This is a genomic window from Massilia sp. YIM B02443 (assembly GCF_030411955.1).
Taxonomy (GTDB): domain Bacteria; phylum Pseudomonadota; class Gammaproteobacteria; order Burkholderiales; family Burkholderiaceae_D; genus Telluria.
Genome location: NZ_JASNRA010000005.1, coordinates 212,578 through 235,992 on the forward strand (window position 1 = coordinate 212,578; position 23,415 = coordinate 235,992).

The 23,415-nt window shown below is 65.8% G+C and carries 24 protein-coding genes; 16 read left to right on the forward strand and 8 right to left on the reverse strand.

Annotated features, from left to right (window positions below; translation table 11 throughout):
- The first annotated feature begins 7 nt into the window (after positions 1 to 7).
- The 6 genes from QPK27_RS07875 to QPK27_RS07900 are packed head-to-tail and all read left to right on the forward strand — an operon-like array spanning position 8 to position 4,627.
- On the forward strand, positions 8 to 622 hold the full coding sequence (locus QPK27_RS07875) for a YqgE/AlgH family protein (protein WP_290417657.1): 615 nt from the start codon (positions 8 to 10) through the stop codon (positions 620 to 622).
- A gap of 43 nt (positions 623 to 665) precedes the next feature.
- Positions 666 to 1,061 (forward strand): Holliday junction resolvase RuvX, encoded by a 396-nt coding sequence (ruvX, locus tag QPK27_RS07880; RefSeq protein WP_290417658.1) that lies wholly within the window; start codon positions 666 to 668, stop codon positions 1,059 to 1,061.
- Positions 1,045 to 1,578: a bifunctional pyr operon transcriptional regulator/uracil phosphoribosyltransferase PyrR gene (pyrR, locus tag QPK27_RS07885; protein ID WP_290417659.1), complete on the forward strand. Its 534-nt coding sequence runs from the start codon at positions 1,045 to 1,047 to the stop codon at positions 1,576 to 1,578. Before ruvX ends, pyrR begins: the two co-directional genes overlap by 17 nt.
- Positions 1,559 to 2,533 carry an aspartate carbamoyltransferase catalytic subunit gene (locus QPK27_RS07890; protein WP_290417660.1) on the forward strand — a complete coding sequence of 325 codons (975 nt, stop codon included), beginning with the start codon at positions 1,559 to 1,561 and terminating at the stop codon, positions 2,531 to 2,533. The genes pyrR and QPK27_RS07890 overlap by 20 nt, the downstream gene beginning before the upstream one ends.
- Complete coding sequence (locus tag QPK27_RS07895) at positions 2,530 to 3,816, forward strand: dihydroorotase (RefSeq protein WP_290417661.1); 1,287 nt, start codon at positions 2,530 to 2,532, stop codon at positions 3,814 to 3,816. The genes QPK27_RS07890 and QPK27_RS07895 overlap by 4 nt, the downstream gene beginning before the upstream one ends.
- A 52-nt stretch (positions 3,817 to 3,868) precedes the next feature.
- The gene (locus QPK27_RS07900) at positions 3,869 to 4,627 is read left to right on the forward strand and encodes a 1-acyl-sn-glycerol-3-phosphate acyltransferase (RefSeq protein WP_290417662.1); all 759 of its coding nucleotides are present in this window, start codon (positions 3,869 to 3,871) and stop codon (positions 4,625 to 4,627) included.
- 18 nt (positions 4,628 to 4,645) lie between these two features.
- Here the strand turns inward: QPK27_RS07900 and QPK27_RS07905 are convergent, their stop codons facing one another.
- Positions 4,646 to 5,491 carry a symmetrical bis(5'-nucleosyl)-tetraphosphatase gene (locus tag QPK27_RS07905; protein ID WP_290417663.1) on the reverse strand — a complete coding sequence of 282 codons (846 nt, stop codon included), beginning with the start codon at positions 5,489 to 5,491 and terminating at the stop codon, positions 4,646 to 4,648.
- Between the two features lie 104 nt (positions 5,492 to 5,595).
- Here QPK27_RS07905 and rfbB point away from each other — a divergent pair, with 104 nt between their 5' ends.
- The 10 genes from rfbB to QPK27_RS07955 all read left to right on the forward strand — a co-directional run bounded on the left by rfbB (position 5,596) and on the right by QPK27_RS07955 (position 15,390).
- Entirely contained in the window at positions 5,596 to 6,660 is a 1,065-nt protein-coding gene (gene rfbB / locus QPK27_RS07910) for a dTDP-glucose 4,6-dehydratase (RefSeq protein WP_290417664.1), read from the forward strand.
- A complete protein-coding gene (gene rfbA / locus QPK27_RS07915; RefSeq protein WP_290417665.1) occupies positions 6,657 to 7,568 on the forward strand; it encodes a glucose-1-phosphate thymidylyltransferase RfbA in 912 nt (303 codons plus the stop codon). The genes rfbB and rfbA overlap by 4 nt, the downstream gene beginning before the upstream one ends.
- Positions 7,565 to 8,110: a dTDP-4-dehydrorhamnose 3,5-epimerase gene (rfbC, locus tag QPK27_RS07920; protein WP_290417666.1), complete on the forward strand. Its 546-nt coding sequence runs from the start codon at positions 7,565 to 7,567 to the stop codon at positions 8,108 to 8,110. Before rfbA ends, rfbC begins: the two co-directional genes overlap by 4 nt.
- Positions 8,107 to 8,967: a dTDP-4-dehydrorhamnose reductase gene (gene rfbD / locus QPK27_RS07925; RefSeq protein ID WP_290417667.1), complete on the forward strand. Its 861-nt coding sequence runs from the start codon at positions 8,107 to 8,109 to the stop codon at positions 8,965 to 8,967. Before rfbC ends, rfbD begins: the two co-directional genes overlap by 4 nt.
- Positions 8,968 to 9,255: 288 nt before the next feature.
- Positions 9,256 to 10,350, forward strand: coding sequence for a glycosyltransferase (locus QPK27_RS07930; protein ID WP_290417668.1), 1,095 nt, complete (start codon positions 9,256 to 9,258; stop codon positions 10,348 to 10,350).
- 100 nt (positions 10,351 to 10,450) lie between these two features.
- Positions 10,451 to 10,762: an H-NS histone family protein gene (locus tag QPK27_RS07935; protein ID WP_290417703.1), complete on the forward strand. Its 312-nt coding sequence runs from the start codon at positions 10,451 to 10,453 to the stop codon at positions 10,760 to 10,762.
- A 357-nt stretch (positions 10,763 to 11,119) separates the two neighbouring features.
- A complete protein-coding gene (locus tag QPK27_RS07940) occupies positions 11,120 to 12,502 on the forward strand; it encodes a phosphomannomutase/phosphoglucomutase (RefSeq protein WP_290417669.1) in 1,383 nt (460 codons plus the stop codon).
- 10 nt (positions 12,503 to 12,512) lie between these two features.
- Positions 12,513 to 13,496 (forward strand): lipopolysaccharide heptosyltransferase I, encoded by a 984-nt coding sequence (waaC, locus tag QPK27_RS07945; RefSeq protein WP_290417670.1) that lies wholly within the window; start codon positions 12,513 to 12,515, stop codon positions 13,494 to 13,496.
- Positions 13,493 to 14,776: a lipid IV(A) 3-deoxy-D-manno-octulosonic acid transferase gene (gene waaA / locus QPK27_RS07950; RefSeq protein WP_290417671.1), complete on the forward strand. Its 1,284-nt coding sequence runs from the start codon at positions 13,493 to 13,495 to the stop codon at positions 14,774 to 14,776. Before waaC ends, waaA begins: the two co-directional genes overlap by 4 nt.
- A gap of 140 nt (positions 14,777 to 14,916) precedes the next feature.
- Entirely contained in the window at positions 14,917 to 15,390 is a 474-nt protein-coding gene (locus tag QPK27_RS07955; RefSeq protein WP_290417672.1) for a YcxB family protein, read from the forward strand.
- Positions 15,391 to 15,427: 37 nt separating this feature from the next.
- On the opposite strand, the gene QPK27_RS07960 is transcribed toward QPK27_RS07955, so the two are convergent.
- The 7 genes from QPK27_RS07960 to QPK27_RS07990 form a co-directional block, all read right to left on the reverse strand.
- Positions 15,428 to 16,330: a M48 family metallopeptidase gene (locus QPK27_RS07960; protein ID WP_290417673.1), complete on the reverse strand. Its 903-nt coding sequence runs from the start codon at positions 16,328 to 16,330 to the stop codon at positions 15,428 to 15,430.
- 44 nt (positions 16,331 to 16,374) lie between these two features.
- On the reverse strand, positions 16,375 to 17,115 hold the full coding sequence (locus QPK27_RS07965) for a 1-acyl-sn-glycerol-3-phosphate acyltransferase (protein WP_290417674.1): 741 nt from the start codon (positions 17,113 to 17,115) through the stop codon (positions 16,375 to 16,377).
- 44 nt (positions 17,116 to 17,159) lie between these two features.
- Entirely contained in the window at positions 17,160 to 17,750 is a 591-nt protein-coding gene (gmhB, locus tag QPK27_RS07970) for a D-glycero-beta-D-manno-heptose 1,7-bisphosphate 7-phosphatase (RefSeq protein WP_290417675.1), read from the reverse strand.
- Between the two features lie 9 nt (positions 17,751 to 17,759).
- Entirely contained in the window at positions 17,760 to 19,856 is a 2,097-nt protein-coding gene (gene glyS / locus QPK27_RS07975; protein ID WP_290417676.1) for a glycine--tRNA ligase subunit beta, read from the reverse strand.
- A 17-nt stretch (positions 19,857 to 19,873) separates the two neighbouring features.
- Positions 19,874 to 20,788, reverse strand: a complete 915-nt coding sequence (gene glyQ / locus QPK27_RS07980) for a glycine--tRNA ligase subunit alpha (protein WP_290417677.1) — start codon at positions 20,786 to 20,788, stop codon at positions 19,874 to 19,876.
- A 96-nt stretch (positions 20,789 to 20,884) separates the two neighbouring features.
- Entirely contained in the window at positions 20,885 to 22,483 is a 1,599-nt protein-coding gene (gene lnt, locus QPK27_RS07985) for an apolipoprotein N-acyltransferase (protein ID WP_374047029.1), read from the reverse strand.
- Entirely contained in the window at positions 22,483 to 23,361 is an 879-nt protein-coding gene (locus QPK27_RS07990; protein ID WP_290417679.1) for an HlyC/CorC family transporter, read from the reverse strand. Before QPK27_RS07990 ends, lnt begins: the two co-directional genes overlap by 1 nt.
- Between the last annotated feature and the right edge of the window lie 54 nt (positions 23,362 to 23,415).

Consider the following 23,415-nt stretch of genomic DNA (forward strand, 5'->3'; position numbering starts at 1 on the left):
GCCCGGCATGCCCCGCGAACAGGACGATCCGCTCGCCCAGGCCGGCCCTGCAGCCTCGGGGCTGAACCTGGCCAACCACTTCCTGATCGCGATGCCGTCGATCCAGGATCCGGTCTTCGGCGGCACCGTCGTCTACGTCTGCGAGCACAACGACAAGGGCGTGCTCGGCGTGGTCATCAACAAGCCGACCGACATGACCATGGAAACCCTGTTCGACCGCGTCGACCTGAAGCTGGCCGAAGGCCTGCGCGCCACCGTGGTGGACGAACCGATCATGTTCGGCGGCCCGGTCCAGGACGACCGCGGCTTCGTGCTGCATTCGCCGGGCGGGCGCTATTCGTCGTCGCTGAACGTTACCGACGACGTGGCCTTCACCACCTCGATCGACGTGCTCGAAGCCGTCGCCAGCGGCGGCGGACCGGCGCGCATGCTGGTCTCGATCGGCTATGCCGGCTGGAGCCCGGGGCAGCTGGAAGAAGAAATTTCGCGCAACGGCTGGCTGACGGTGGGCGCCGATGCGCGCGTGCTGTTCGACCTGCCGATCGAGGAGCGCTACAACGCCGCCATCAAACTGCTGGGAATCGACCCGCTGATGCTCGCCACCGAAGCCGGCCATGCGTGACCTGAACTGCTGCATGGTTGCGCATTAAATGGTTGCGCATTAAATGGTTGATATCGTTTTAGGCTTCGACTTCGGCATCAAGCGGATCGGCATCGCGATGGGCAACACCCTCACCGGACAGGCCCAGCCCCTGCGCATCATCGCGGCCGTCGACAACGCGACCCGCTTCAGGATCATCGAGGAGCTGATCGCCGAATGGCAGCCGGCGCGCCTGGTGGTGGGCGAGCCGCGCCATCCCGATGGCGCCGAGCACGACATGACCCTGCGCAGCCGCCGCTTCGCCAACCAGCTGCACGGCCGCTTCAACCTGCCCGTCGAACTGGTCGACGAGCGCTATTCGTCCGCGGTGCTGCAGGCCCGGCGCGGCGAGAAGATCGACGACAAGGCGGCCGCCATCATTTTGCAACAATACTTTGACGCTCATGCCAACAACTACTGATCTCGACCTCGACGCCGAGGCGCTCTATCGCGAGCTGCTGGGCCAGGTCCGCGCGGGCCTGGAAGGCGTGCCGGACGCCGCCATCGTCGGCATCCATTCCGGCGGCGCCTGGCTGGCCGAACGCCTGGCGCGCGACCTCGACCTGACGCCGCGCCTGGGCTCGATCGACGTCTCGTTCTACCGCGACGACTACGCGCGCAAGGGCCTGCACCCGGACGTGAAGCCGACCCACATCCGCTTCCCGGTCGACGGCGCCACCGTGGTGCTGGTCGACGACGTGCTGCAGACCGGCCGCACCGTGCGCGCCGCGATCAACGTGCTGTTCGACTACGGCCGTCCGAGCTGCATCCGCCTGGCGGCGCTGGCCGACCGCGGCGGGCGCGAGCTGCCGGTGGCCCCCGACTATGTCGGCATCCGCACCACCCTGGAAGCGGGCCAGTCGCTGTCCCTGCAGCGTCTCGAGTCCGGCCAACTTTCGCTCACCATCGAACAAGACAATGGCGATCCTGAACAATAATCCGCAACTGAACAAACACGGCGAACTGCAGCACCTGCTCACCATCGAGGGGCTCAAAAAAGCGCACATCGACCACATCCTCGATACCGCCTCGAGCTTCGTCGGCATCTCGGACCGCGAGGTCAAGAAGGTGCCGCTGATGCGCGGCAAGAGCGTGTTCAACCTCTTCTTCGAGAACTCGACCCGCACCCGCACCACCTTCGAGATCGCCTCCAAGCGCCTGTCGGCCGACGTCATCAACCTGAACATCCAGGCTTCGTCGACCACCAAGGGCGAGTCGCTGCTGGACACCATCGACAACCTGGCGGCGATGCACGCCGACATGTTCGTGGTGCGCCATTCGCAGTCGGGCGCGCCGTACATGATCGCCCAGCACCTGAACCGCACCCGTTCCGACGTGCACGTGGTGAACGCCGGCGACGGCCGCCACGCGCACCCGACCCAGGGCTTGCTGGATATGTACACGATCCGCCACTACAAGAAGGACTTTACCAATCTGCGCGTGGCCATCGTCGGCGACATCCTGCACAGCCGCGTGGCGCGCTCGGACATCCATGCGCTGACCACGCTCGGCGTGCCGGAAGTGCGCGCCATCGGCCCGCACACGCTGCTGCCGGGCGGCCTGGAACAGATGGGCGTGCGCACGTTCACGAACATGGACGAGGGCCTGAAGGACGTCGACGTCATCATCATGCTGCGCCTGCAGAACGAGCGCATGAGCGGCGCGCTGCTGCCGTCGGCGCAGGAATACTTCAAGAGCTACGGCCTGACGCCCGAGCGCCTGGCGCTGGCGAAACCGGACGCGATCGTGATGCACCCGGGCCCGATGAACCGCGGCGTCGAGATCGACTCGGCGGTGGCGGACGGCGCGCAGGCGGTGATCCTGCCGCAGGTGACCTTCGGGATCGCGGTACGGATGGCGGTGATGAGCATTTTGGCAGGAACCCACGCATGAACATTCAGATCAAGAACGGGCGAGTGATCGACCCGGCGAACGGCGTCGACGCCGTGCAGGACCTCTTCATCGCCGACGGCAAGATCGCCGCCGGCGGCGCCGGCTTCCAGGCCGACCAGGTCATCGACGCCAACGGACTGGTGGTGGCGCCGGGCCTGGTCGACCTGTCGGCGCGCCTGCGCGAGCCGGGCTACGAATACAAGGCCACGCTCGAATCCGAGCTGCGGGCCGCGATGCAGGGCGGCGTCACCTCGCTGGTGTGCCCGCCCGACACCGATCCGGTGCTGGACGAACCGGGCCTGGTCGAGATGCTCAAGCACCGCGCGCGCATCGTCGACGGGGCCAACGTGCACCCGCTGGGCGCGCTGACCGTGGGCCTGAAAGGCCAGGCGCTGACCGAGATGGCCGAACTGACCGAAGCCGGCTGCATCGGCTTCGCCCAGGCCGAGGAACCGATCCTCGACACCACCGTCCTGCAGCGCGCGATGCAGTACGCCAAGACCTTCGGCTACACGGTGTGGCTGCGCCCGCAGGATCCGCACATCGGCCGCGGCGGCGTGGCCCACAGCGGTCCGCTGGCCTCGCGCCTGGGCCTGTCGGGCGTGCCGGTGATGTCCGAGACCATCGCCCTGCACACCATCTTCGAACTGATGCGCGCCACCGGCGCGCGCGTGCACCTGTGCCGCATTTCGTCCGCCGCCGGCCTGGAGCTGATCCGCGCGGCCAAGAAGGAAGGCCTGCCGGTGAGCGCCGACGTCGGCGTGCACCACCTGCACATGACCGACGCCGACATCGGCTTCTTCGATTCCAATGCGCGCCTGACGCCGCCATTGCGCTCCGCGCGCGACCGCGACGCGATCCGCGCCGCGCTGGTCGACGGCACGGTGGACGCGGTGTGCTCGGACCATACCCCGGTCGACGACGACGAAAAGCTGCTGCCGTTCGGCGAAGCCTCGCCCGGCGCCACCGGCCTCGAACTGCTGCTGGCCCTGACCCTCAAGTGGGCGCAGGAGCAGCAGGGCGGCCCGCAGACGCTGTCGCAGGCGATCGCCAAGGTCACGTTCGAGGCGGCGCGCATCGCCGGCCTGCCGGCCGGCACGCTGACCGTGGGCGCGGCGGCCGACGTGGTGCTGTTCGACCCGGACGCGCGCTGGACCGTCGAGAGCCGCGCGCTGGCCAGCCAGGGCAAGCACACGCCGTTCCTCGGCTACGAACTGGCCGGGCAGGTGCAGGCCACCATCGTGCGCGGCCGCGTGGCGTATTCGCGCACCGGGCAACGTTGATCCATCCGCCCGGCGCTCCGATCGGGGCGCCGGGCCATCGTCCTCTACCATCTTGAAGATCCGCCTTGCCTGGCGCCTTGCGCGCGTCATCGTCCACCTGTGCGAAGGACTGGCGACGTGCGCGCTGGTGTTCCCGTGGGCCTCGCACGGTCTGCGCCAGCGCATGACGCGCGGCTGGTCGCGCCGGTTGCTCGGCCTGTGCCGGGTGCGCGTCGAGCAAGCCGCCGGTTCGCCGGCGCTGGAGCACGCGCTGGTGGTGGCCAACCACGTGTCGTGGCTCGACATCTTCGTCATCAATGCCCTGAACCCTTGCCGCTTCGTGGCCAAGGCCGAGATCCGCTCGTGGCCCGTCATGGGCTGGCTGGCGGCGGGCGCCGGCACCGTGTTCATCGCGCGCGGCAACCGGCGCGAATTGCGGCACGTGTTCAAGGGGCTGGTCGAGGTGCTGCAGGCGGGCGAGCGGGTGGCGCTGTTCCCCGAAGGGACGACCTCGCTGCAGGGCCAGGTGCTGCCGTTCCATGCCAACCTGTTCGAGGCGGCGGTCGATGCCGGGGTAGCGGTGCAACCTTATGCGCTGATGTACGTCGGCGCGGACGGGGGCTATCATCCATCGATCGAGTACGTGGGCGAGACGACGTTTGTCGACAGCCTGCTGCGTATCTTGCAGGGACCGCCGGTGACGGCGCGCCTGGCATGCCTGGCGCCGCTGGAGGGGAAGGGGGCGCATCGGCGCGAACTGGCGGCGGCGGCGCAGCTGGCAGTGCAGGAAGCCGTGGAGCTGACGGCAAGCACCAGCACCGCTATCTCATAAGCCGGTCAGGTGTGATGGCTACCGCTTGCCACTGTGCTCGCGATACTCCGGACAATCCACCTGCAACAACGACCGGTCATCCAGGCACACCGCGGTCAGCTTCCCGCCCCACACGCAGCCGCTATCGAGCCCGATCAGGTCCGGCCGCTGGATCAGCCCCAGCGCCGACCAGTGCCCGAACACCACCGTCACGTCCTGCGTGCGGCGTCCCGGCAGGTCGAACCACGGCAGCAGCCCGGAACCCACCGGCCCCGATTCGCTTTCCTTGTGCTTGAAGTCCATGCTGCCATCTTCAGTGCACAGCCGCATGCGCGTGAGCGCGTTGACGATGCAGCGCAGGCGCGCCATGCCTTCCAGATTGTCGTCCCAGCGATCCGGATCGTTGCCGTACATCGCACCGAGGAAACCGATATAGCCGTCGCTGCGCAACATGGTTTCGACTTCGCCGGCCAGCGCCATGGTCTGCGCCGCATCCCACTGCGGCGCCACGCCGGCATGCACCAGCAGGTGATTGTCGACGAACATCGCCAGCGGCCGCTGGCGCAGCCATGCGATCAGTTCGTCGCGGTCGGGCGCCGCGAGGATTTCGTCGAGGGTGTCGGAACGGCTCATGCGCTGGGCGCCGACCGCCACCGCGATCAGGTGCAGGTCGTGGTTGCCGAGCAGGGCTTCGACGCGCCCGCCGCTCGATTCGGACAGCGCCTTCATGCGGCGCAGCGCGCCCAGCGAATCCGGGCCGCGGTTGATCAGGTCGCCCACAAAAAGAATGCGCGCGTCGCTGCCGCCCGCATCGAAGATGCGGTCCAGCAGTAGCTGCGCTTCGTGCGCGCAGCCTTGGAGGTCGCCAATGGCGTATGTTTTCATGTTCTTGTTGTGACAGGACCTTGAGGCCCTGCCGCCATGTCGATGGAAAAGATCAGTTCACGTAGAATGCTTGGCGAACTTATTGCTTTGGCGGATGATACTAAATGATTTTGGTCACTGGCGGTGCTGGTTTTATCGGATCCAACTTCATTCTCGACTGGCTGGCCGCGTCAAACGAGCCGGTCGTGAACCTGGACAAGCTCACGTATGCGGGCAATCTGGAGAACCTGTCCAGCCTGGAGAATGACCCGCGCCACCTGTTCGTGCGCGGCGACGTCAGGGACAGCGCACTGGTCGCGGCGCTGCTGCGCCAGCACCGGCCGCGCGCGATCCTGCACTTCGCGGCGGAAAGCCATGTCGACCGCTCGATCCACGCGCCGGGCGACTTCGTGCAGACCAATGTGCAGGGCACCTACGCCTTGCTGGAAGCGGCGCGCGCTTATGTGGCCGAGCTGAACGAATCGGAACGCGCGGCGTTCCGTTTCCTGCACGTGTCGACTGACGAAGTGTTCGGCACGCTGGCCCCGCACGATCCGCCGTTCAGCGAGACCACGCCATACGCGCCCAACAGCCCGTACGCGGCGTCGAAGGCGGCCTCGGACCACCTGGTGCGCGCCTGGCACCATACGTATGGCCTGGCAACGCTGACCACCAACTGTTCGAACAACTACGGCCCGTTCCAGTTCCCCGAAAAGCTGATCCCGCTGATGATTGCCAATGCCCTGGCCGGCAAGCCCTTGCCGGTGTATGGAGACGGCCGGCAGGTGCGCGACTGGCTGTACGTGGGTGACCACTGCGCCGCGATCCGGCGCGTGCTGGAGGACGGCAGGCCGGGCCAGATGTACAACATCGGCGGCTCGAACGAAATGACCAACCTCAACGTGGTCCATGCGCTGTGCGATATCCTCGACCGGCTCGTGCCAGCGGAGCGCAGCCGGCGCGGACAGATCGCGTTCGTCGCCGACCGTCCCGGCCACGACCGCCGCTACGCGATCGACGCCGGCAAGATCCGGCGCGAACTCGGCTGGCAGCCGGCGCACGACGTCACGTCCGGCCTGGAGCACACGGTGCGCTGGTACCTCGCGCGCCAGGACTGGGTGGCGCGGATCCAGAGCGGCGCCTACCAGGAATGGGTCGAACGCAACTACGGAACGCGGGGGCAGGCATGATCGGGCAGACTCAAACACAAGTTCAGGGCCGCAAGGGCATCATCCTGGCCGGCGGTTCCGGCACGCGCCTGTATCCGATGACGGTGGCCGTGTCCAAGCAACTGCTGCCGGTGTACGACAAGCCGATGATCTATTACCCGCTGACGACGCTGATGCTGGCCGGGATCCGCGACATCCTGGTGATCTGCACCCCGCACGACCAGCCACGCTTCGAGCAATTGCTGGGCGACGGCAGCCAGTGGGGCCTGAACCTGCAGTACGCGGTGCAGCCGCAACCCGAAGGATTGGCGCAAGCCTACCTGATCGGCCGCCATTTCATCGACGGCAAGCCGTCGGCCCTGATCCTGGGCGACAACCTGTATTACGGCGACGGTCTCGAACCGCGCATGCTGGCCGCCGGCGCGCGCGACCAGGGCGCCACCGTATTCGCGTATCACGTGCTCGATCCGCAGCGCTACGGGGTGGTCGAATTCGACGAGCGCTTCAAGGCGCTGTCGATCGACGAGAAGCCGGCCCAGCCCAAATCGAGCTACGCCGTCACCGGCCTGTATTTCTACGACGGCCAGGTGGCCGACATCGCGGCCTCGATCGCGCCGTCCGCGCGCGGCGAGCTCGAAATCACCGACGTCAATCGCGCCTACCTCGAAGCCGGCAAGCTGCACGTCGAGATGATGGGGCGCGGCTTCGCCTGGCTCGACGCCGGCACCTGCGATTCGCTGCTGGACGCGTCGCAGTTCATTTCCACCATCGAGCACCGCCAGGGCCTCAAGATCGGCGTGCCCGAGGAAGTCGCCTACCGGCGCGGCTATATCGGCGCCGAGGCGCTCGAGCGAATCGCGCATTCGGTCGGCAACAGCAGCTACGGCCAATACCTGCTGCGCGTGCTGGGCGACCGGGTGCCGCGATGAAGTGCAGCCGCACCGCGCTCGATGGGGTGCTGTTGCTCGAGCCGCAGGTGTTCGAGGACGAGCGCGGCTTCTTCTACGAGAGCTACAACGCGCAGCGCTTTGCCGATGCCAGCGGCCTGGCCCCGGACTTCGTGCAGGACAACCATTCGCGCTCGCGCCGCGGCGTGGTGCGCGGCCTGCATTACCAGGTAGGCGACCCGCAGGGCAAGCTGGTGCGCGTGATCGCCGGCAGCGTGTACGACGTGGTGGTCGACCTGCGCCGCAGCTCGCCGACGTTCGGCCAGTGGATCGGCGCCGAGCTCTCGGGCGAGAACCGGCGCCAGTTGTGGGTGCCGCCCGGCTTCGCGCACGGCTTCGTGACCCTGAGCGAGCACGCCGAGTGCCTGTACAAGACCGCCGGCTACTGGTCGCCTGCGCACGAACGCACGCTGTTGTGGAACGATCCGGCGCTGGCGATCGACTGGCCGCTGCCGTGCGCGCCGATCCTGTCCGCCAGGGACCTGGCCGGCACACCGCTGGCGCAAGCCGAGGTGTTCGCATGAAAATCCTCCTTACCGGCGTCGACGGCCAGGTCGGCTACGAGCTGCTGCGCTGCCTGCAGGGCCTGGGCGAGATCGTCGCCTGCGGGCGCGACCGGCTCGACCTGGCCAATCTGGACCAGGTGCGCGACTGCGTGCGCCACCTGGCGCCCGACCTGATCGTGAATGCCGCCGCCTACACCGCCGTCGACCGCGCCGAGAGCGAACCGGAACTGGCCCTGCGCGTGAACGCCCAGGCCCCCGGCGTGATGGCGCTGGTGGGGCGCGAGGTGGGCGCAGCGCTGGTGCACTTCTCGACCGACTACGTGTTCGACGGCGCCAAGGACGCGCCGTATGTCGAAGGCGACCGCACGGCGCCGCTGAACGTGTACGGCGAAACCAAGATGCTGGGCGAGCAGGCGATCGTCTCGTCCGGCATTCCCTACCTGATCCTGCGCACCAGCTGGGTGTACGGCATGCATGGCCATAACTTCCTGCGCACGATGCTGCGCCTGGCCGACAGCCAGGATGCCGTGCGGGTGGTGATGGATCAGATCGGCGCGCCGACCTGGAGCCGCACCGTGGCCCAGACCACGGCCCACATCCTGGCCCAGGCGCAGGTGGGCGGGCCGCGCTGGTGGCGCGAGTCGCGCGGCATCTATCACCTGGCGGCCGGCGGCGAAACCAGCTGGGCCGGTTTCGCGCAGGCGATCATGGAAGAAACGGGCAGCGATTGCCGCGTGACGCCGATCGCCAGTGTCGATTATCCGCAAGCCGCGCGCCGCCCGCACAATTCGCGCCTGAACACCGCCAAGCTGACCCACCGTTTCTGCCGCCTGCCCGACTGGCGCGATGCGCTGGCGCTGTGCCTGCGCGCATAGCGCCTGCGTCACCTTTACTACACCATTCGCGTGCGCCGTCCACAGGCGCACGACCATCGTTTGACTCATTTCCAACACGGCGAGCACGATAAAACCGTGCGCCCGGACTTGCCGTTTCATTCCGGTACAATCAATGCAGCATGGTTGGGATTAATGCGCATTGGTGCACGTGAATGCATGGCCGATTAGAGACACGGCCCTGCCTGAATTACCGGAGCTGTGGCTGTGCTATTTCCCAGCAGCCGCTCCATGGAGAGACGCCGCGAAAGGCGCCGAAAGAAAACAATAATGTTCTCCTTTTTCGTGAGTTTCCTGGCATGTGCATTGCTGACACTGCTGGTCATTAAGAGCACGCGCAAAAACGGGTTCGCACTCGATGGCGATTTTGCCGGAGTGCAGAAAGTGCACACGCATGCAGTGGCGCGCATCGGCGGCATTCCGATTTTTTTGGCCGTGATCGTCGCTTCCGGAATTTCCGTTTTACGCCAGCCGGCAATCGCGCCATGGCTGATGACCTTGATTGGATGCGGCGCGATTGCGCTGGCCGGCGGCATTGTCGAGGACTATACGGGAAAGGTGTCGCCGGGGCGGCGCCTGCTATTGACACTGATTGCGGCCGGGTTCGGATATTGGCTGCTCGATGCGCGCGTGATGCGCATCGACCTGCCCTGGGGGGTATTGGCGCTGCAGGCCGGCTGGCTGGTGCTGCCGTTGACGCTGCTGGCGGTGGCCGGCATCGCCAACGCGGTCAACATCATCGACGGTTTCAATGGCCTGGCCAGCGTGGTCTGCATCTTCATGCTGCTGTCGCTGGCCTACGTGGCGCTGCAGGTGGGCGACATGTTCGTGCTGGTGGCGGCGCTGATCGTGGCCGGCGCCACTGCCGGCTTCCTGATCTGGAACTATCCGGTGGGCCTGATTTTCCTCGGCGACGGCGGCGCTTATTTTCTCGGATTCCTGCTGGGAGAACTGGCGCTGCTGCTGGTAATGCGCAATCCCGGTGTATCGACCTGGTATGCCGCGCTGCTGCTGATTTATCCTGCATTCGAAACCGTCTTTTCGGCTTATCGCCGTATGTTTGTACGCGGCAAGTCACCGGCGATGCCGGACGGGATTCACCTGCACAGTTTGATTTTCAGGCGTATTGTCCAATGGACGGTGGGCCCGCGCGAAGCACGCGCACTGATGAAACGCAATGCGCGTACCTCACCTTATTTATGGTTGTTTTCACTCACTGCGGTGATACCCGCGACGGTGTTCTGGAAAAACACGGGAGTGCTGATCTTTTTCTGTTTGTTGTTCATAATCAGTTACCTCTGGTTGTACGGACGTATTGTTCGATTCAAGTCCCCACGCTGGCTTTTTTTAAACAGAAAGGACTAATGGTGTAATATTGATGTTAGTATATTGCGACAATTGGTGAGAATTCCCACAGCGAGCAATTGCTGAATCTGTATTCATTTTTAACGAACGAGGAACGATGATGGATCTGTCGAATATGTCCGTAGGCGATTTGCGCAACCTGCAGGAACAAATCAAGCAGGAAATGAAAAAACGCGAAGTCCAGGAAGTGCAAAAAGCGCGCGAGCAAATCCTGGCAATCGCACAAAGCGTCGGCATGCCGCTGAAAGACCTGATCGCCGCCAGCGGCCGCGGTTCGAAGGGCGCATCGGTCGCCGTGCGTTATCGCCACCCGGAAGACAACAACCAGCAATGGACCGGCCGCGGCCGTCAGCCAAAGTGGGTCAAGGAATGGGTCGAAGGCGGCAAGTCGATCGACGACCTGCGCGTTTGATGCCAATGCCGCTCCGCCAGCCGGAGCGGCATGCCGGGCCGTAGCAACGCGCTGCGGCAAGCCGGCAATCGCGCCGGCGTCATCGCGACGCCGGCGCCGGCAGCCTGCTGCCATCGTCGTCACATTTTCCTGCTGCGCATTGCCTGGCCGGCACACCGGACCTGTCCCGGCATCGTCTCCAGATGTCACCAATCCGTCCCTGAAGTTTCACCGAGCGTCACCACCGATCCGCGCCACTCCCACGCGTCAGCGCTTGCCGGTACAATAGCAAGCAATTTTGTCATTCCTCCAACACCCGCAACGATGCCGCCACCGATGGCGCCGCAGTCGCTTTGCCCACGTACTCCAAGGAAGAAAATGGTTGCTCTCTCGAAAACGATCTTCAAGGCCTATGACATCCGCGGCATCATCGACAAGACGCTGGATGCCGGCATCGCGCGCCACATCGGCCGTGCCTTCGGCGCCGCCGCGCTGGCCAAGGGAGAGCGCAAGGTCGTGATCGGCCGCGACGGACGCCTGTCGGGCCCGGAACTGGCCGGCGCCCTGGCCGAAGGCCTGCGCGACGCCGGCGTCGACGTGATCGACCTCGGCATGGTCGCCACGCCCATGGTCTATTTCGCCACCAATGTGCTCGACACCCGCTCGGGCATCATGGTCACCGGCAGCCACAATCCGCCGGACTACAACGGCTTCAAGATGGTGATGGTGGGCGAAGCCATTTACGGCGACGCGATCACCGGCCTGCATGACAGCATCGCCGCCTACGACGGCGCCATCGCCGAGCAGCGCGGCGCCTACGGCACCCACGACATCCGCGCCGCCTACCTCGAGCGCATCATTGGCGACGTCAAGCTGGCGCGCCCGATCAAGATCGTGGTCGACTGCGGCAACGGCGTGGCCGGCGCCTTCGCGGGCGACCTGTTCCGCGGCATGGGCGCCGAGGTCATCGAACTGTTCTGCGAGGTGGACGGCCACTTCCCGAACCACCACCCGGACCCGGCGCACCCGGAAAACCTGCAGGACGTCATCAAGGCGCTGCAGGAGACCGACGCCGAGATCGGCCTGGCCTTCGACGGCGACGGCGACCGCCTGGGCCTGGTCACCAAGGATGGCCAGATCATCTTCCCGGACCGCCAGATGATGCTGTTCGCGGCCGATGTCCTGTCGCGCAATCCGGGCGGCGAGATCCTGTACGACGTCAAGTGCACGCGCCACCTGGCGCCGTACATCGAACAGCACGGCGGCAAGCCGCTGATGTGGAAGACCGGTCACTCGCTGGTCAAGGCCAAGCTGAAGGAAACCGGCGCCCCGCTGGGCGGCGAGATGAGCGGCCATATCTTCTTCAAGGACCGCTGGTACGGTTTCGACGACGGCCTGTACTCGGGCGCGCGCATGCTCGAGATCCTGACCAAGGAAGCGGATCCGTCGGCGCTGCTGAACGGCCTGCCGATCGCCAGCAGCACCCCGGAACTGCACCTGCACCTGCAGGAAGGCGAGAACTTCGCGCTGATCGACAAGCTGCGTACCGAGGCCACATTCCCGACCTCGGAAAAGATCAACGACATCGACGGCCTGCGCGTCGAGTACGCGGACGGCTTCGGCCTGGCGCGCTCGTCGAACACGACGCCGGTGGTGGTGCTGCGTTTCGAGGGCGAGAACCCGGAAGCTCTCGCGCGTATTCAGTCCGAGTTCAAGAGCGTGATCCTGGCCGCCAAGCCGGACGCCGATTTGCCGTTCTGAGGGTAGACGCTTGAAGATCCTGCTGGTGCGCGTGTCGTCGCTGGGCGACGTCCTGCACAACCTGCCGATGGTGGCCGACCTGCTGCGGCGCCATCCCGGCGCCACGATTGACTGGGTGGTGGAAGAGGGCTACGTCAGCCTGGTGCGCCTGAATCCCCACGTGCGCAAGATCATTCCGTGGTCGCTGCGGCGCTGGCGCAAGGGCCTGGGCAGGAAGGAGACGCGCGCCGAGATCCGCGCCTTCTTCGCCAACCTGCGCGAAGAAGAATACGACGTTGTGTTCGACACCCAGGGCCTGCTCAAGACCGGCATCATCATGGGCGCCGCGCGCATCAAGAAGGGTGGCAGGAAGGTCGGCCTGGCCAACGGCAGCGAAGGCTCGGGCTACGAAGGCATCTCGCGCATCTTCCACACGCAAAGCATCCCGCTCGACCCGCGTACCCACGCAGTGGCGCGCGGACGCCTGGTGGCGGGCAATGCGCTCGGCTACCCGGTCGACACGGCGCCCGACTTCGGCCTGCCGGCGCCGCAAGCTGCCGATACGCGTCCCGATTTCCTGCCGCGCGAAGATTACGCCGTGTTCTTCCACGGCACCGCGCGCGCGGCCAAGAAGTGGTCCGACGCCAACTGGATCGCGCTGGCCGCCGCGCTGGCGCCGATGCCGGTGCTGCTGCCCTGGGGCTCACCAAGCGAACGCGCCGATGCGGAAGCATTGGCGGCCGCCATGCCGAACGCGCGCGTGCTGCCCAGGCTGTCGATGATGGACGCGGTCCAGGTGGCGCAGAACGCGGCGCTGGCGGTTGGCGTCGACACGGGCCTGACCCACATCGCCGCTGCTTTTGTCCGGCCGACGATCGAGATCTATGCCGACTCGCCCAGGTGGAAAACCGAGGGCAACTGGTCCGATCGCATCGTCAACCTGGGCGACCTGGGTGCGCCGCCGTCCGCCAACGAGGTGATCGCGGCGGCGCGCGAACTGTTGGCGCGCGCATGAACCGCACCCTGTATTCCGGCCTGTGGTGGCTGGCGCTGCCGGCCGTCCTCGGACGACTGTGGTGGCGCGGCCGCAAGGAGCCGGGCTACCGTGAGCATTGGGGCGAACGGCTGGCGCTGGGCGGCCCGGCCGAAGGCCAGGCCACCATCGTGCTGCATGCGGTCTCGGTCGGCGAGACGCGCGCCGCCGAACCGGTGGTCGATGCGCTGCTGAAGGCCTATCCCGACTGCCGCATCCTGCTCACCCACATGACCCCGACCGGGCGTGCCACCGGGCGCCAGCTGTTCGCGCACCATGGCGAGCGGGTGGTGCAGGCTTATCTGCCGTACGACACCGGCAGCATGACCAGACGCTTCCTGCGTCGCCACCGGCCGCGCGCGGTGATCCTGATGGAAACCGAGGTCTGGCCCAACCTGCTCCACGCCTGCGCGCGCATGGACGTGCCGGTGGTGCTGGCCAACGCGCGCCTGTCCGAGCGCTCGCTCAGGCGCGGCCAGAAGGCCGGCGCCGTGATGCAGGAAGCGGCGCGCGCATTTACCCTGGTGGCGGCCCAGACCGAGCTCGATGCGGCCCGTATCCGCTCGCTGGGCGCGTCCAACGTGGAAGTCACCGGCAGCGTCAAGTTCGACGTCACGCCACCCGCCAGCGCGCTGGAAAAGGGCGACTGGCTGCGCAGCCACATCCGCGCCGGCGGCCCGGAACGTCCCGTGTTCCTGTGCGCCAGCACGCGCGAAGGCGAAGAAGTCTTGATCCTCGACGCCTGGCAGCGCCTGGCGGACAAGCCCGCAGGCAGCCTGCTATTGCTGGTGCCGCGCCATCCGCAGCGCTTCGACGAAGTGGCCGATCTGGTCACGGCGCGCGGCATGCGGCTGGCGCGCCGCTCGCAGCTCGATCTTGACCATGCCATCGACGGCGCCGACGTGCTGCTGGGCGACTCGATGGGCGAGATGTTCGCCTATTACGCCGCCTGCGATTGCGCCTACATCGGCGGCAGCCTGCTGCCGTTGGGGGGCCAGAACCTGATCGAAGCCTGCGCGCTGGGCAAGCCGGTGCTGGTGGGCGAGCACACCTTCAACTTTCTCGACGCCACGATCGAGGCGGTGGGCGACGGCGCCGCGCTGCGCGTGAAGGATGCCGATGCGCTCGCGAACGAGGCGGCGCGTCTGCTGCGCGACCATGCGGCGCGCATGGAGATGGGCGCCAGGGCCCTCGCGTTCGCCCGCCGTCATCGCGGCGCGACCCTGCGCACTGTTGAACTCCTGCAACGAGTTATTCGCTAGGTTTTGATACCATTCCGATCTGCACGGTACAAAACTATAAGGGGATGCACATGTTGTCGTTCAATCACCCGAGGCCGGTCGGTAGTGGAAAGCCAGTCGCTGTTCTGGTGCAGGAGCAAGCGGCTCAGGCGCTGGAGACGATGATGACTGTTGGATCGCCCGACAAGGTTTCGACCCCGCCCCGCCTTGACGCCGGCAGCGGCGTGCTCCCGCTCGACGCGCTGCACTTCTTCGTGCGTTATACGCTGCGCGAGTATACCAGCTTCATGTGGCAGCACGGCGGCTTCCTGATTCGCCGCCGCCGCGTGCGCTGGCCCGCCAGCTTCTTCCTGCGCCTGAAAAGCACTTTCAGCGCCGCGCTCAATTTCGTGCTGCTGGGGCGCGGACGGCGCACCTATGAATTCACGATCGACGAACACGGCATCGTGCGCACCAGCGGCGGCGTGACGCTGATCGACTGGGAAGACGTGAGCGCGGTGCGCACCTATTCGCGCGGGTTCATGATGGTGCTCAAGCGCGGCACCTTGCCGATTCCGTTCCGCTGCTTGTCGGAGGGGCAGATGACGGCGATGCGCGATCTGGTGGCGGCGCGTCACGAGTTGAGTGTGCGCTGATCGTCACCGCCTGAATGACCGCGCTGTCGGGTAGCGGTCACTCCTCGAACAGCACCGGCATCTCGTGCGAGCGCTTGCGCAACGCCAGCCGCGCGCCATCGTAATCCGGATACACTTCGCCCACCGTGGCCCAGAACGCAGGACTATGGTTCATCTCGCGCAGGTGCGCCAGTTCGTGCGCCACCACGTAGTCGATCAGCGCCGGCGGATAATGAATCAGCCGCCAGTTGAGGCGGATGCTGCCGCCGACCGTGCACGAGCCCCAGCGCGAGCCGGCCGACGACAGCGCGAATGCGCGGTACGTGACGTTCAACAGCGGCGCGAAGTGATCCAGGCGCTCCCTGAACAGCCGCTTGGCCTCGGCCTGGAACCACAGCTTGACGCGCTCCTTGAGCTGCCACTCCGACAGCCCCGGCACCACGCCGATCCACAGCTCTCCGTTGGCCGCGTCGAACTGGCAGTGGCTGCGCTCCGCTTCTTCCAGCCGCAGCACGATCTCGCCGCCCAGGTAGGGCAGGCGCGCGCCATCCTTCCATTCCACCGGCGCGCGCTGCTGGCGCTGTTCGCGCCGCTCGCCGCGTTCGAGCAGCTTGGTGACGATCCAGCGGCCCTTGGCGCGCAGCGCGTTGTCGATGTCGATCTGGGTCACACGGCGCGGCGCCGTCACGCGCAGGCCCTCGTCGTCGATGGTGAAACCGATCGAACGGCGCGACGAGCGGCGCAGCGCGTAGTCGACCACGTGGTGGCCGAGCACGATGCGTTTCAAAGGGGGATCGTTGGCGCCGACCGGCGGCGCGGGAAGGTTGATGCGGGGCGGCGCCGGGGGCGCCTTGAACAGCGGCTGCGCGGGCGGCGCCGGCCTGGTGGAAGGCTTGAGCGCCGCGAAAAACTCTTGTGCAAACAGTTCCAGCTGGTGGCTGTCCATCTTGGAAGATGCCATGGCGTGCTGGGGTTTCGAATTCCTGATCCGGGTTTCTACTTCGCTCAACCACCTTTGTAGGCGTGGGGCGAAATGACGCGCATTTCCGACTCTATCCAATTTTCTACCTCTTGCATCAGACTGTCAGGGGTATGGCCTTGCGGCGATATCGGTTTGCCGATCGAGACGGTGATCAGGCCCGGGCGCTTGATGAAGGAGTTCTTCGGCCAGCATTCGCCCGAATTGTGCGCGATCGGCACCACCACGGACTGTGTTTCCACAGCCAGGCGCGTGCCGCCGCTCTTGTACTTGCCCTTCTGGCCGACGGGGATTCGCGTCCCTTCCGGGAACATGATAATCCATTGGCCGTCCGCCAGGCGATGCCTTCCGCGCTTGACCACCTGCGCGAACGCGTTCTTGCCCTGCTTGCGGTCGATCGGGATCATGCGCAGCAATCCCATCGCCCAGCCGAAGAAGGGGATGTACAGGATTTCCTTCTTGAAGACGAAGACCAGGGGGCGGGTCAGGTTCGGCAGCAGGAAGATGGTCTCCCACGCCGACTGGTGCTTGGAGAGCACGATCGCCGGCGCGTCCGGCAGGTTCTCGTAGCCCTTGAACTGGTAGCGGATGCCGCAGATGACGCGCGCGCACCAGATGATGAAGACGTTCCAGCGCGAGGTGAACCAGAAGCGCTGGTTGTAGGGCAGCGGCGCCGCCAGGAAGCACAGGCAGGCCCAGATCACGGTGGCCACGACCATCACGATCGTGAAGAGCAGGGAACGCAGGAACAGGACAGGGTTACGCAAAGGGGCTCCGGACAAAACGATCTGGTTCAGGACAGGTACGACTTTTAATTGTTGGTCTGTACGGCGGGTATGGCTTGCGCCACCTGCGTGGCTTGCACGGAGGGTTTCAGGAAGGCGCTCACCATCGCCGCCAGGTCGGGGAAGACCTGGGTGCCGGGCGGCAGGCCGCCGGTGAGCTGGGTCTTCTCGCCTTTCCCGGTCAGGACCAGGAACGGCACGCAGCCGCTGTTGTAGCCGGCCTGCAGGTCGCGCAGCGAATCGCCCACCGTCGGCACGCCCTTCAGGTTCATCTTGAAGCGCTTGCCGATCTCTTCGAACATGCCGTTCTTGGGCTTGCGGCAGTCGCAGCCGTCGATGGCCGCGTGCGGGCAGAAGAAGATGGCGTCGATGTCCGCGCCCACCAATTGGGCGGCCGCGTGCATCTTGGCGTGGATGGCGTTGAGGGTCGCGATGTCGAACAGTTCGCGCGCGATGCCCGACTGGTTGGTCGCGACCACCACGCGGTAGCCCGCCTGATTCAGGCGGGCGATCGCTTCCAGCGAACCGGGGATCGGCGTCCACTCCGCCGGCGACTTGATGAAGTCGGGCGAGTCGTGGTTGATGACGCCGTCCCGGTCGAGGATGATGAGTTTCATGGTGTGCTCTTAGGCCGCCAGCTTGGAGATGTCGGCCACGCGGTTCATCATGCCGTGCAGCGAGCGCAGCAGGGCCAGGCGGTTGTTGCGCAGGGCGACATCCTCGGCCATCACCATCACGTCGTTGAAGAAGGCGTCGACGTCGTCGCGCAGCTGGGCCAGGGTCTTGAGCGTGCCGGTGAAGTCGCCAGCGGCGAAGGCCGCATCGACTTCCGGCTGCACGCGGGTGACGGCGGCGGCCAGCTTCTTCTCGGCCTCGTCCTGCAGCAGGGCTGGATTGACCTCGCCGGCTTGCGCCAACGCTTCCTCGTTCTTCTTGAGGATGTTGGTGATGCGCTTGTTGGCGGCGGCCAGCGACGCGGCTTCCGGCAGTGCGGCAAACGCCTGCACCGCTTCCAGGCGCTGCACCACGTCGTCGACCCGGTCCGGGTTCTGGGCCAGCACGGCTTCGACTTCGTTCGGCGAGAAGCCGCGTTCGCGCAGCATGCCGCGCAGGCGATCCAGCATGAAGGCGGTGACTTCCTCGCGTGGGTCCTTGAAGGCGGCCTGGCCTTCGAACGTGGTGACGGCGTCGCCCAGCAGTTCCGACAGCGCCAGCGGCAGGCGCTTCTCGACCAGCATGCGCATCACGCCCAGCGCGTGGCGGCGCAGCGCGAACGGATCCTTTTCGCCGGTCGGCTGCAGGCCGATGGCCCAGATGCCGACCAGGGTTTCCAGCTTGTCGGCCAGCGCCACGGCCAAGCCGGTGTCGGTCGACGGCAGGGCGTCGCCGGCGAAGCGCGGCTGGTAGTGCTCCGAGGCCGCGCGCGCGACTTCGTCGTGCTCGCCGTCGTGACGGGCGTAGTAGGTGCCCATGATGCCTTGCAGCTCGGGGAACTCGCCGACCATGTCGGTCAGCAGGTCGGCCTTGGACAGGCGCGCGCCGCGTTGCGCCAGCGATGCATCGAAGCCGAGGCGGGTGGCGATGCAGGTGGCCAGCTTGGTCACGCGGTCGCTGCGTTCGGCCTGCGAGCCGAGCTTGTTGTGGTACACCACGCTGGACAGTTGCGGCAGGCGCGACTCCAGCGTCTTCTTCTTGTCCTGCTCGAAGAAGAACTTGGCGTCCGACAGGCGCGGGCGCACCACGCGCTCGTTGCCGCCGACGATCGCGGACGGATCATCGGTCGCGATGTTCGACACGATCAGGAAGCGCGAACGCAGCTTGCCTTCGCTGTCGGTCAGCGCGAAGTATTTCTGGTTCGTTTGCATGGTCAGGATCAGGCATTCCTGCGGCACGGCCAGGAATTCGTCCTCGAAGCGGCATTCGTAGACCACCGGCCATTCGACCAGCGCGGCCACTTCGTCCAGCAGCGATTCGGGCATCAGGACCTGGTCGGCGCCGGCTCTCTCGAGCAGCTGCTTGCGGATGCTGTCCTTGCGCGCTTCGGCCGACGACATGACCTTGCCTTCGCTTTCCAGCACGCGCGCGTAGTTGTCGGCGTGGTCGATGTCGAATGCCTCACCGTGCGACAGGAAGCGGTGGCCGATGGTCTGGCGGCCGGCAGCGAGACCCAGCAGCGACAGCGGCAGCACGGCGTCGCCGTGCAGCGCCAGCAGGCGGTGCACCGGGCGCACGAACTGCACGGTGGCGCCGTCGGGGCGCTGGTAGCTCATGACCTTCGGGATCGGCAGCTTGGTGACGGTGTCCGCCAGCACGTCCTGCAGGGCGCCGGCCAATGCGCTGCCGGCCGCGGTGTAGGTGTAGAAGAAGCTTTCGGCCTTGCCGTCCTGGGTGCGCTCCAGGTCTTCAATTTTCAGGCCGGGGAAGCCCAGCGCGGCCAGCTTTTTGGCCAGCGGTGCGCTCGGGTTGCCGTCCTTGTCCAGGGCGACCGACACCGGCAGCACTTTTTCGCGGATCGACTTGTCGGGCGAGGTGGCACGGACGTTGGTGATCGACACCGCCAGGCGGCGCGGGGTGGCGTAGGTGGTGGCGACGCTGTCGGCTTCCAGGAAGTCGCGCGCCTTCAGGCCATTCGTGATGCCGGCGGCAAAGGCCGCGCCCAGCTTGACGAGCGCCTTCGGCGGCAGTTCTTCGGTCTGCAGTTCGACGAGGAGTGTTTGATTCATGGTCTGTTCTGTTCTTATCAAGCTGCGGCTTGTTCCGCTTTAGGCGCCATCGGGAAGCCGAGCTTCTCGCGCGAGTCGTAATAGGCTTGCGCCACCAGGCGCGACAGCGTGCGCACGCGGCCGATGTAGGCGGCGCGCTCGGTCACCGAGATCGCTCCGCGCGCGTCCAGCAGGTTGAAGCTGTGCGAGGCCTTCATGATCTGCTCGTAGGCCGGCAGGGTCAGTTCCAGCTCGATCAGGCGCTTGGCTTCGGATTCGTGGTTGTTGAAGGCCTGGAACAGCAGCTCGGTGTTCGAGTGCTCGAAGTTGTAGGTCGACTGTTCGACTTCGTTCTGGTGGAAGACGTCGCCGTAGCTGAGCGACTTGCGAACGCCGTTCTCTTCCCACTCGGTCCACACCAGGTCGTACACGTTCTCGACGCCCTGCAGGTACATCGCCAGGCGCTCGATGCCGTAGGTGATCTCGCCCAGTACCGGCTTGCAATCCAGGCCGCCGACTTGCTGGAAATAGGTGAACTGGGTGACTTCCATGCCGTTCAGCCAGACTTCCCAGCCCAGGCCCCAGGCGCCCAGGGTCGGGCTTTCCCAGTCGTCCTCGACAAAGCGCACGTCGTTCTTCTTCAGGTCCAGTCCAAGGGCTTCGAGCGAACCGAGGTACAGGTCGAGGATGTTTTCGGGAGCGGGCTTGAGGACCACCTGGTACTGGTAGTAGTGCTGCAGGCGGTTCGGGTTCTCGCCATAGCGGCCATCCTTCGGGCGGCGCGACGGCTGCACGTAGGCGGCGCGCCATGGCTCCGGGCCGATCGCGCGCAGGAAGGTGCCGGTGTGGAAGGTGCCGGCGCCGACTTCCATGTCATAGGGCTGGAGCAGTGCGCAGCCCTGCTTGTCCCAGTAGGTTTGCAGGGTGAGGATGATTTGTTGGAATGTGAGCATCTCTGATGGGACGCGGACATGTTGCCGCGAACACGGTATGTTTGCCAAATGACCAATTCTACTGAAATTTCCCGCCCCGCTGGGGGGCGATTTGACTCAGCTATTCGATTTGGCCTTGTTATTGCGGTAGCGGCGCCCGGTGAGCCAGGCGCCGAGCAGCATGAGGGCGCCCAGCAGCAGGAACGCGGCGCTGCCGAGGCGGATGAACGGGGTCATCCCGGTGGCGCCGCGCACGGTCGCGGTCAAGACGCCGTCGGTATAGAACGGCAGCACCTGCGTGATATTGCCGCGATGGTCGATCACGGCGGTGGCGCCGTCGTTGGTCGAACGCAGCATCGGACGCCCGGTCTCAAGCGTGCGCAGGCGCGAGATCTGCAGGTGCTGCGGAATCGCCACAGTCTGCCCGTACCACGACAGGTTCGACACGTTCAGCAGCATGGTCGCCGGTCGCGGCGCATTGCGCAGCTGGTAGGCGATTTCTTCGCCAAACACGTCTTCATAGCAGATGTTCGGCAGCACCAATTGATCCTTGACCGCGAACGGCGCCTGCAGCGCGGCGCCACGGGTAGCGTCGCTGAGCGGGATGTTCATCATGTCGGTGAACCAGCGGAAACCTGGCGGAATGAATTCGCCGAACGGCACCAAGTGCGCCTTGTCGTAGCGATAAGGCTTCGGCTCGGGGCTGATCGCAACCAGGCTGTTGGCATACTGGTTTGGACCGTCGAGCAGCGGCATGCCGATCGCCAGCGTGCTGCCGGTCGAGGTCGAAAAGCGCTGCAGGCTTTCCAGGTAGTCTGGCGGCAGGTTCTGCGGGAAGCGCGGAATCGCCGTTTCCGGCGTGGCCACCAGGTCGGCCGGCGCGGCGGTGATCAAGCCGTGATAGCGCTCCAGGATATTGGCCAGGAACACTTCATCGAACTTTTGATCTTGCGGGATATTCCCTTGCAGCAGACGCACCGTGATCGGCTGCCCGGTCAGCTGCGTCCATTCGACCGTGCGCAGGCCGGCGCCAAGCGCCAGCACGGCCACCAGCAAGCCGACCGATTGCCAGCGCGCGCGCTGGGTCAGCATCACCAGGCAACCGGCGATGACGCCGACCAGGATACCCATGCCGTACACGCCGATCAGCGGCGCGTAACCGGCCAGCGGCGCGGTGTCGTGCGCGTAGCCCGACGAAGCCCAGGGGAAACCGGTGAACACCCAGCCGCGCATCCATTCCGATACGCCCCAGGTCACGGGTAATACCAGCAGGACGAACGCGGCGACGGGGAGCGACCAGCGCTTGCGGATCCATGCGGCGACGCCGGCGGCGAACGCGCCGAACAGGCCCATGTACAGGCCGAGCAGGATCACGCCGACCGTCGCCAGGATCACCGGCAGGTGGGCGAAGCGGGTCATGAAGATGTACAGCCAGTGCATGCCGGCCACCGACCAGCCGAAGCCGAAGGCCCAGCCGACCAGGGTGGCGCGCTTGACCGATGTCCCCATGCCGACCTGGTAGAACAGCCAGGCCAGCGACAGGAATTGCACCGGCCACCAGCCGATCGGCTGGAACGAGAGCAGGGAGGCGCCGCCTGCCAGGACGGCGACGGCCAGCAATAACAATGAAGGCCGCGTACCGCGCAAGGTCGGGGCAGAAACAGGGTCAGAAGCCGGGTTGGAGGTCGACCCGGGCTCGGTACGGCGGCGCAGCATCAGTCGTGGTCGTCTTCAGCCAGCGGCAGTTTCTCGACCAGCAGCACGTGGATCTGGCGCGCGTCGGCGCGCAGGATTTCGAAACGCAGGTTGTGCAGGTCGACCACTTCGCCCTTGTGCGGCATGCGTCCCAGGTGGCTGGCCACCAGGCCGCCGATGGTGTCGACGTCGTCTTCGGGCAGGTCGGCACCGATTTCTTCGTTGAACTGTTCGATCTCGGTCAGCGCTTTGACGCGCCAGCGCGGACCCAGCTGGCCTTCGCGGATCGACAGGATGTTGTCTTCTTCCTCGTCGAAGTCGTATTCGTCCTCGATGTCGCCGACGATCTGTTCCAGCACGTCCTCGATCGTGATCAGGCCGGCCACGCCGGAATACTCGTCGACCACGATCGCCATGTGGTTGTGGTTGGCGCGGAAGTCGCGCAGCAGCACGTTCAGGCGTTTCGATTCGGGAATGAAGATCGCCGGGCGCAGCATGGCGCGCACGTCGAACGATTCCTCGGCGTAGTAGCGCAGCAGGTCCTTGGCGAGCAGGATGCCGACCACCTTGTCGCGTTCGCCTTCGATGGCAGGGAAGCGCGAGTGCTGGGTTTCCAGCACGATCGGCAGCCACTCCTCGATCGGATCGGTGATGTCGATCACGTCCATCTGCGAGCGGGGAACCATGATGTCGCGCACCGACAGGTCGGAAACCTGGAATACGCCTTCGATCATCGACAGCGCATCGGCGTCGATCAGCTTGCGTTCATGGGCTTCGTGCAGGACTTCGAGCAGCTCGGCACGATTTTCGGGCTCGGGGGAGATGAGGGCGGTCAGCCGTTCGAACAGCGACCGATGGGGTTTGGCGTCCTGGCGGACGTCACTGGGATACTCGGGCATAGTTGGCGGGAAGCCGTTGTTGCAATGGTTATAGGATACACCAAAAGGGGATGG

Bases quoted from the DNA above. Each gene is read 5' to 3' on its own strand.
- QPK27_RS07875 (WP_290417657.1), top strand. From the start codon at position 8: ATGCCCCGCGAACAGGACGATCCGCTCGCCCAGGCCGGCCCTGCAGCC.
- ruvX (WP_290417658.1), top strand. From the start codon at position 666: ATGGTTGATATCGTTTTAGGCTTCGACTTCGGCATCAAGCGGATCGGC.
- pyrR (WP_290417659.1), top strand. From the start codon at position 1,045: ATGCCAACAACTACTGATCTCGACCTCGACGCCGAGGCGCTCTATCGC.
- QPK27_RS07890 (WP_290417660.1), top strand. From the start codon at position 1,559: ATGGCGATCCTGAACAATAATCCGCAACTGAACAAACACGGCGAACTG.
- QPK27_RS07895 (WP_290417661.1), top strand. From the start codon at position 2,530: ATGAACATTCAGATCAAGAACGGGCGAGTGATCGACCCGGCGAACGGC.
- QPK27_RS07905 (WP_290417663.1), bottom strand. From the start codon at position 5,491: ATGAAAACATACGCCATTGGCGACCTCCAAGGCTGCGCGCACGAAGCG.
- rfbB (WP_290417664.1), top strand. From the start codon at position 5,596: ATGATTTTGGTCACTGGCGGTGCTGGTTTTATCGGATCCAACTTCATT.
- rfbA (WP_290417665.1), top strand. From the start codon at position 6,657: ATGATCGGGCAGACTCAAACACAAGTTCAGGGCCGCAAGGGCATCATC.
- rfbC (WP_290417666.1), top strand. From the start codon at position 7,565: ATGAAGTGCAGCCGCACCGCGCTCGATGGGGTGCTGTTGCTCGAGCCG.
- rfbD (WP_290417667.1), top strand. From the start codon at position 8,107: ATGAAAATCCTCCTTACCGGCGTCGACGGCCAGGTCGGCTACGAGCTG.
- QPK27_RS07930 (WP_290417668.1), top strand. From the start codon at position 9,256: ATGTTCTCCTTTTTCGTGAGTTTCCTGGCATGTGCATTGCTGACACTG.
- QPK27_RS07935 (WP_290417703.1), top strand. From the start codon at position 10,451: ATGGATCTGTCGAATATGTCCGTAGGCGATTTGCGCAACCTGCAGGAA.
- QPK27_RS07940 (WP_290417669.1), top strand. From the start codon at position 11,120: ATGGTTGCTCTCTCGAAAACGATCTTCAAGGCCTATGACATCCGCGGC.
- waaA (WP_290417671.1), top strand. From the start codon at position 13,493: ATGAACCGCACCCTGTATTCCGGCCTGTGGTGGCTGGCGCTGCCGGCC.
- QPK27_RS07955 (WP_290417672.1), top strand. From the start codon at position 14,917: ATGATGACTGTTGGATCGCCCGACAAGGTTTCGACCCCGCCCCGCCTT.
- QPK27_RS07960 (WP_290417673.1), bottom strand. From the start codon at position 16,330: ATGGCATCTTCCAAGATGGACAGCCACCAGCTGGAACTGTTTGCACAA.
- gmhB (WP_290417675.1), bottom strand. From the start codon at position 17,750: ATGAAACTCATCATCCTCGACCGGGACGGCGTCATCAACCACGACTCG.
- glyS (WP_290417676.1), bottom strand. From the start codon at position 19,856: ATGAATCAAACACTCCTCGTCGAACTGCAGACCGAAGAACTGCCGCCG.
- glyQ (WP_290417677.1), bottom strand. From the start codon at position 20,788: ATGCTCACATTCCAACAAATCATCCTCACCCTGCAAACCTACTGGGAC.
- lnt (WP_374047029.1), bottom strand. From the start codon at position 22,483: ATGCTGCGCCGCCGTACCGAGCCCGGGTCGACCTCCAACCCGGCTTCT.
- QPK27_RS07990 (WP_290417679.1), bottom strand. From the start codon at position 23,361: ATGCCCGAGTATCCCAGTGACGTCCGCCAGGACGCCAAACCCCATCGG.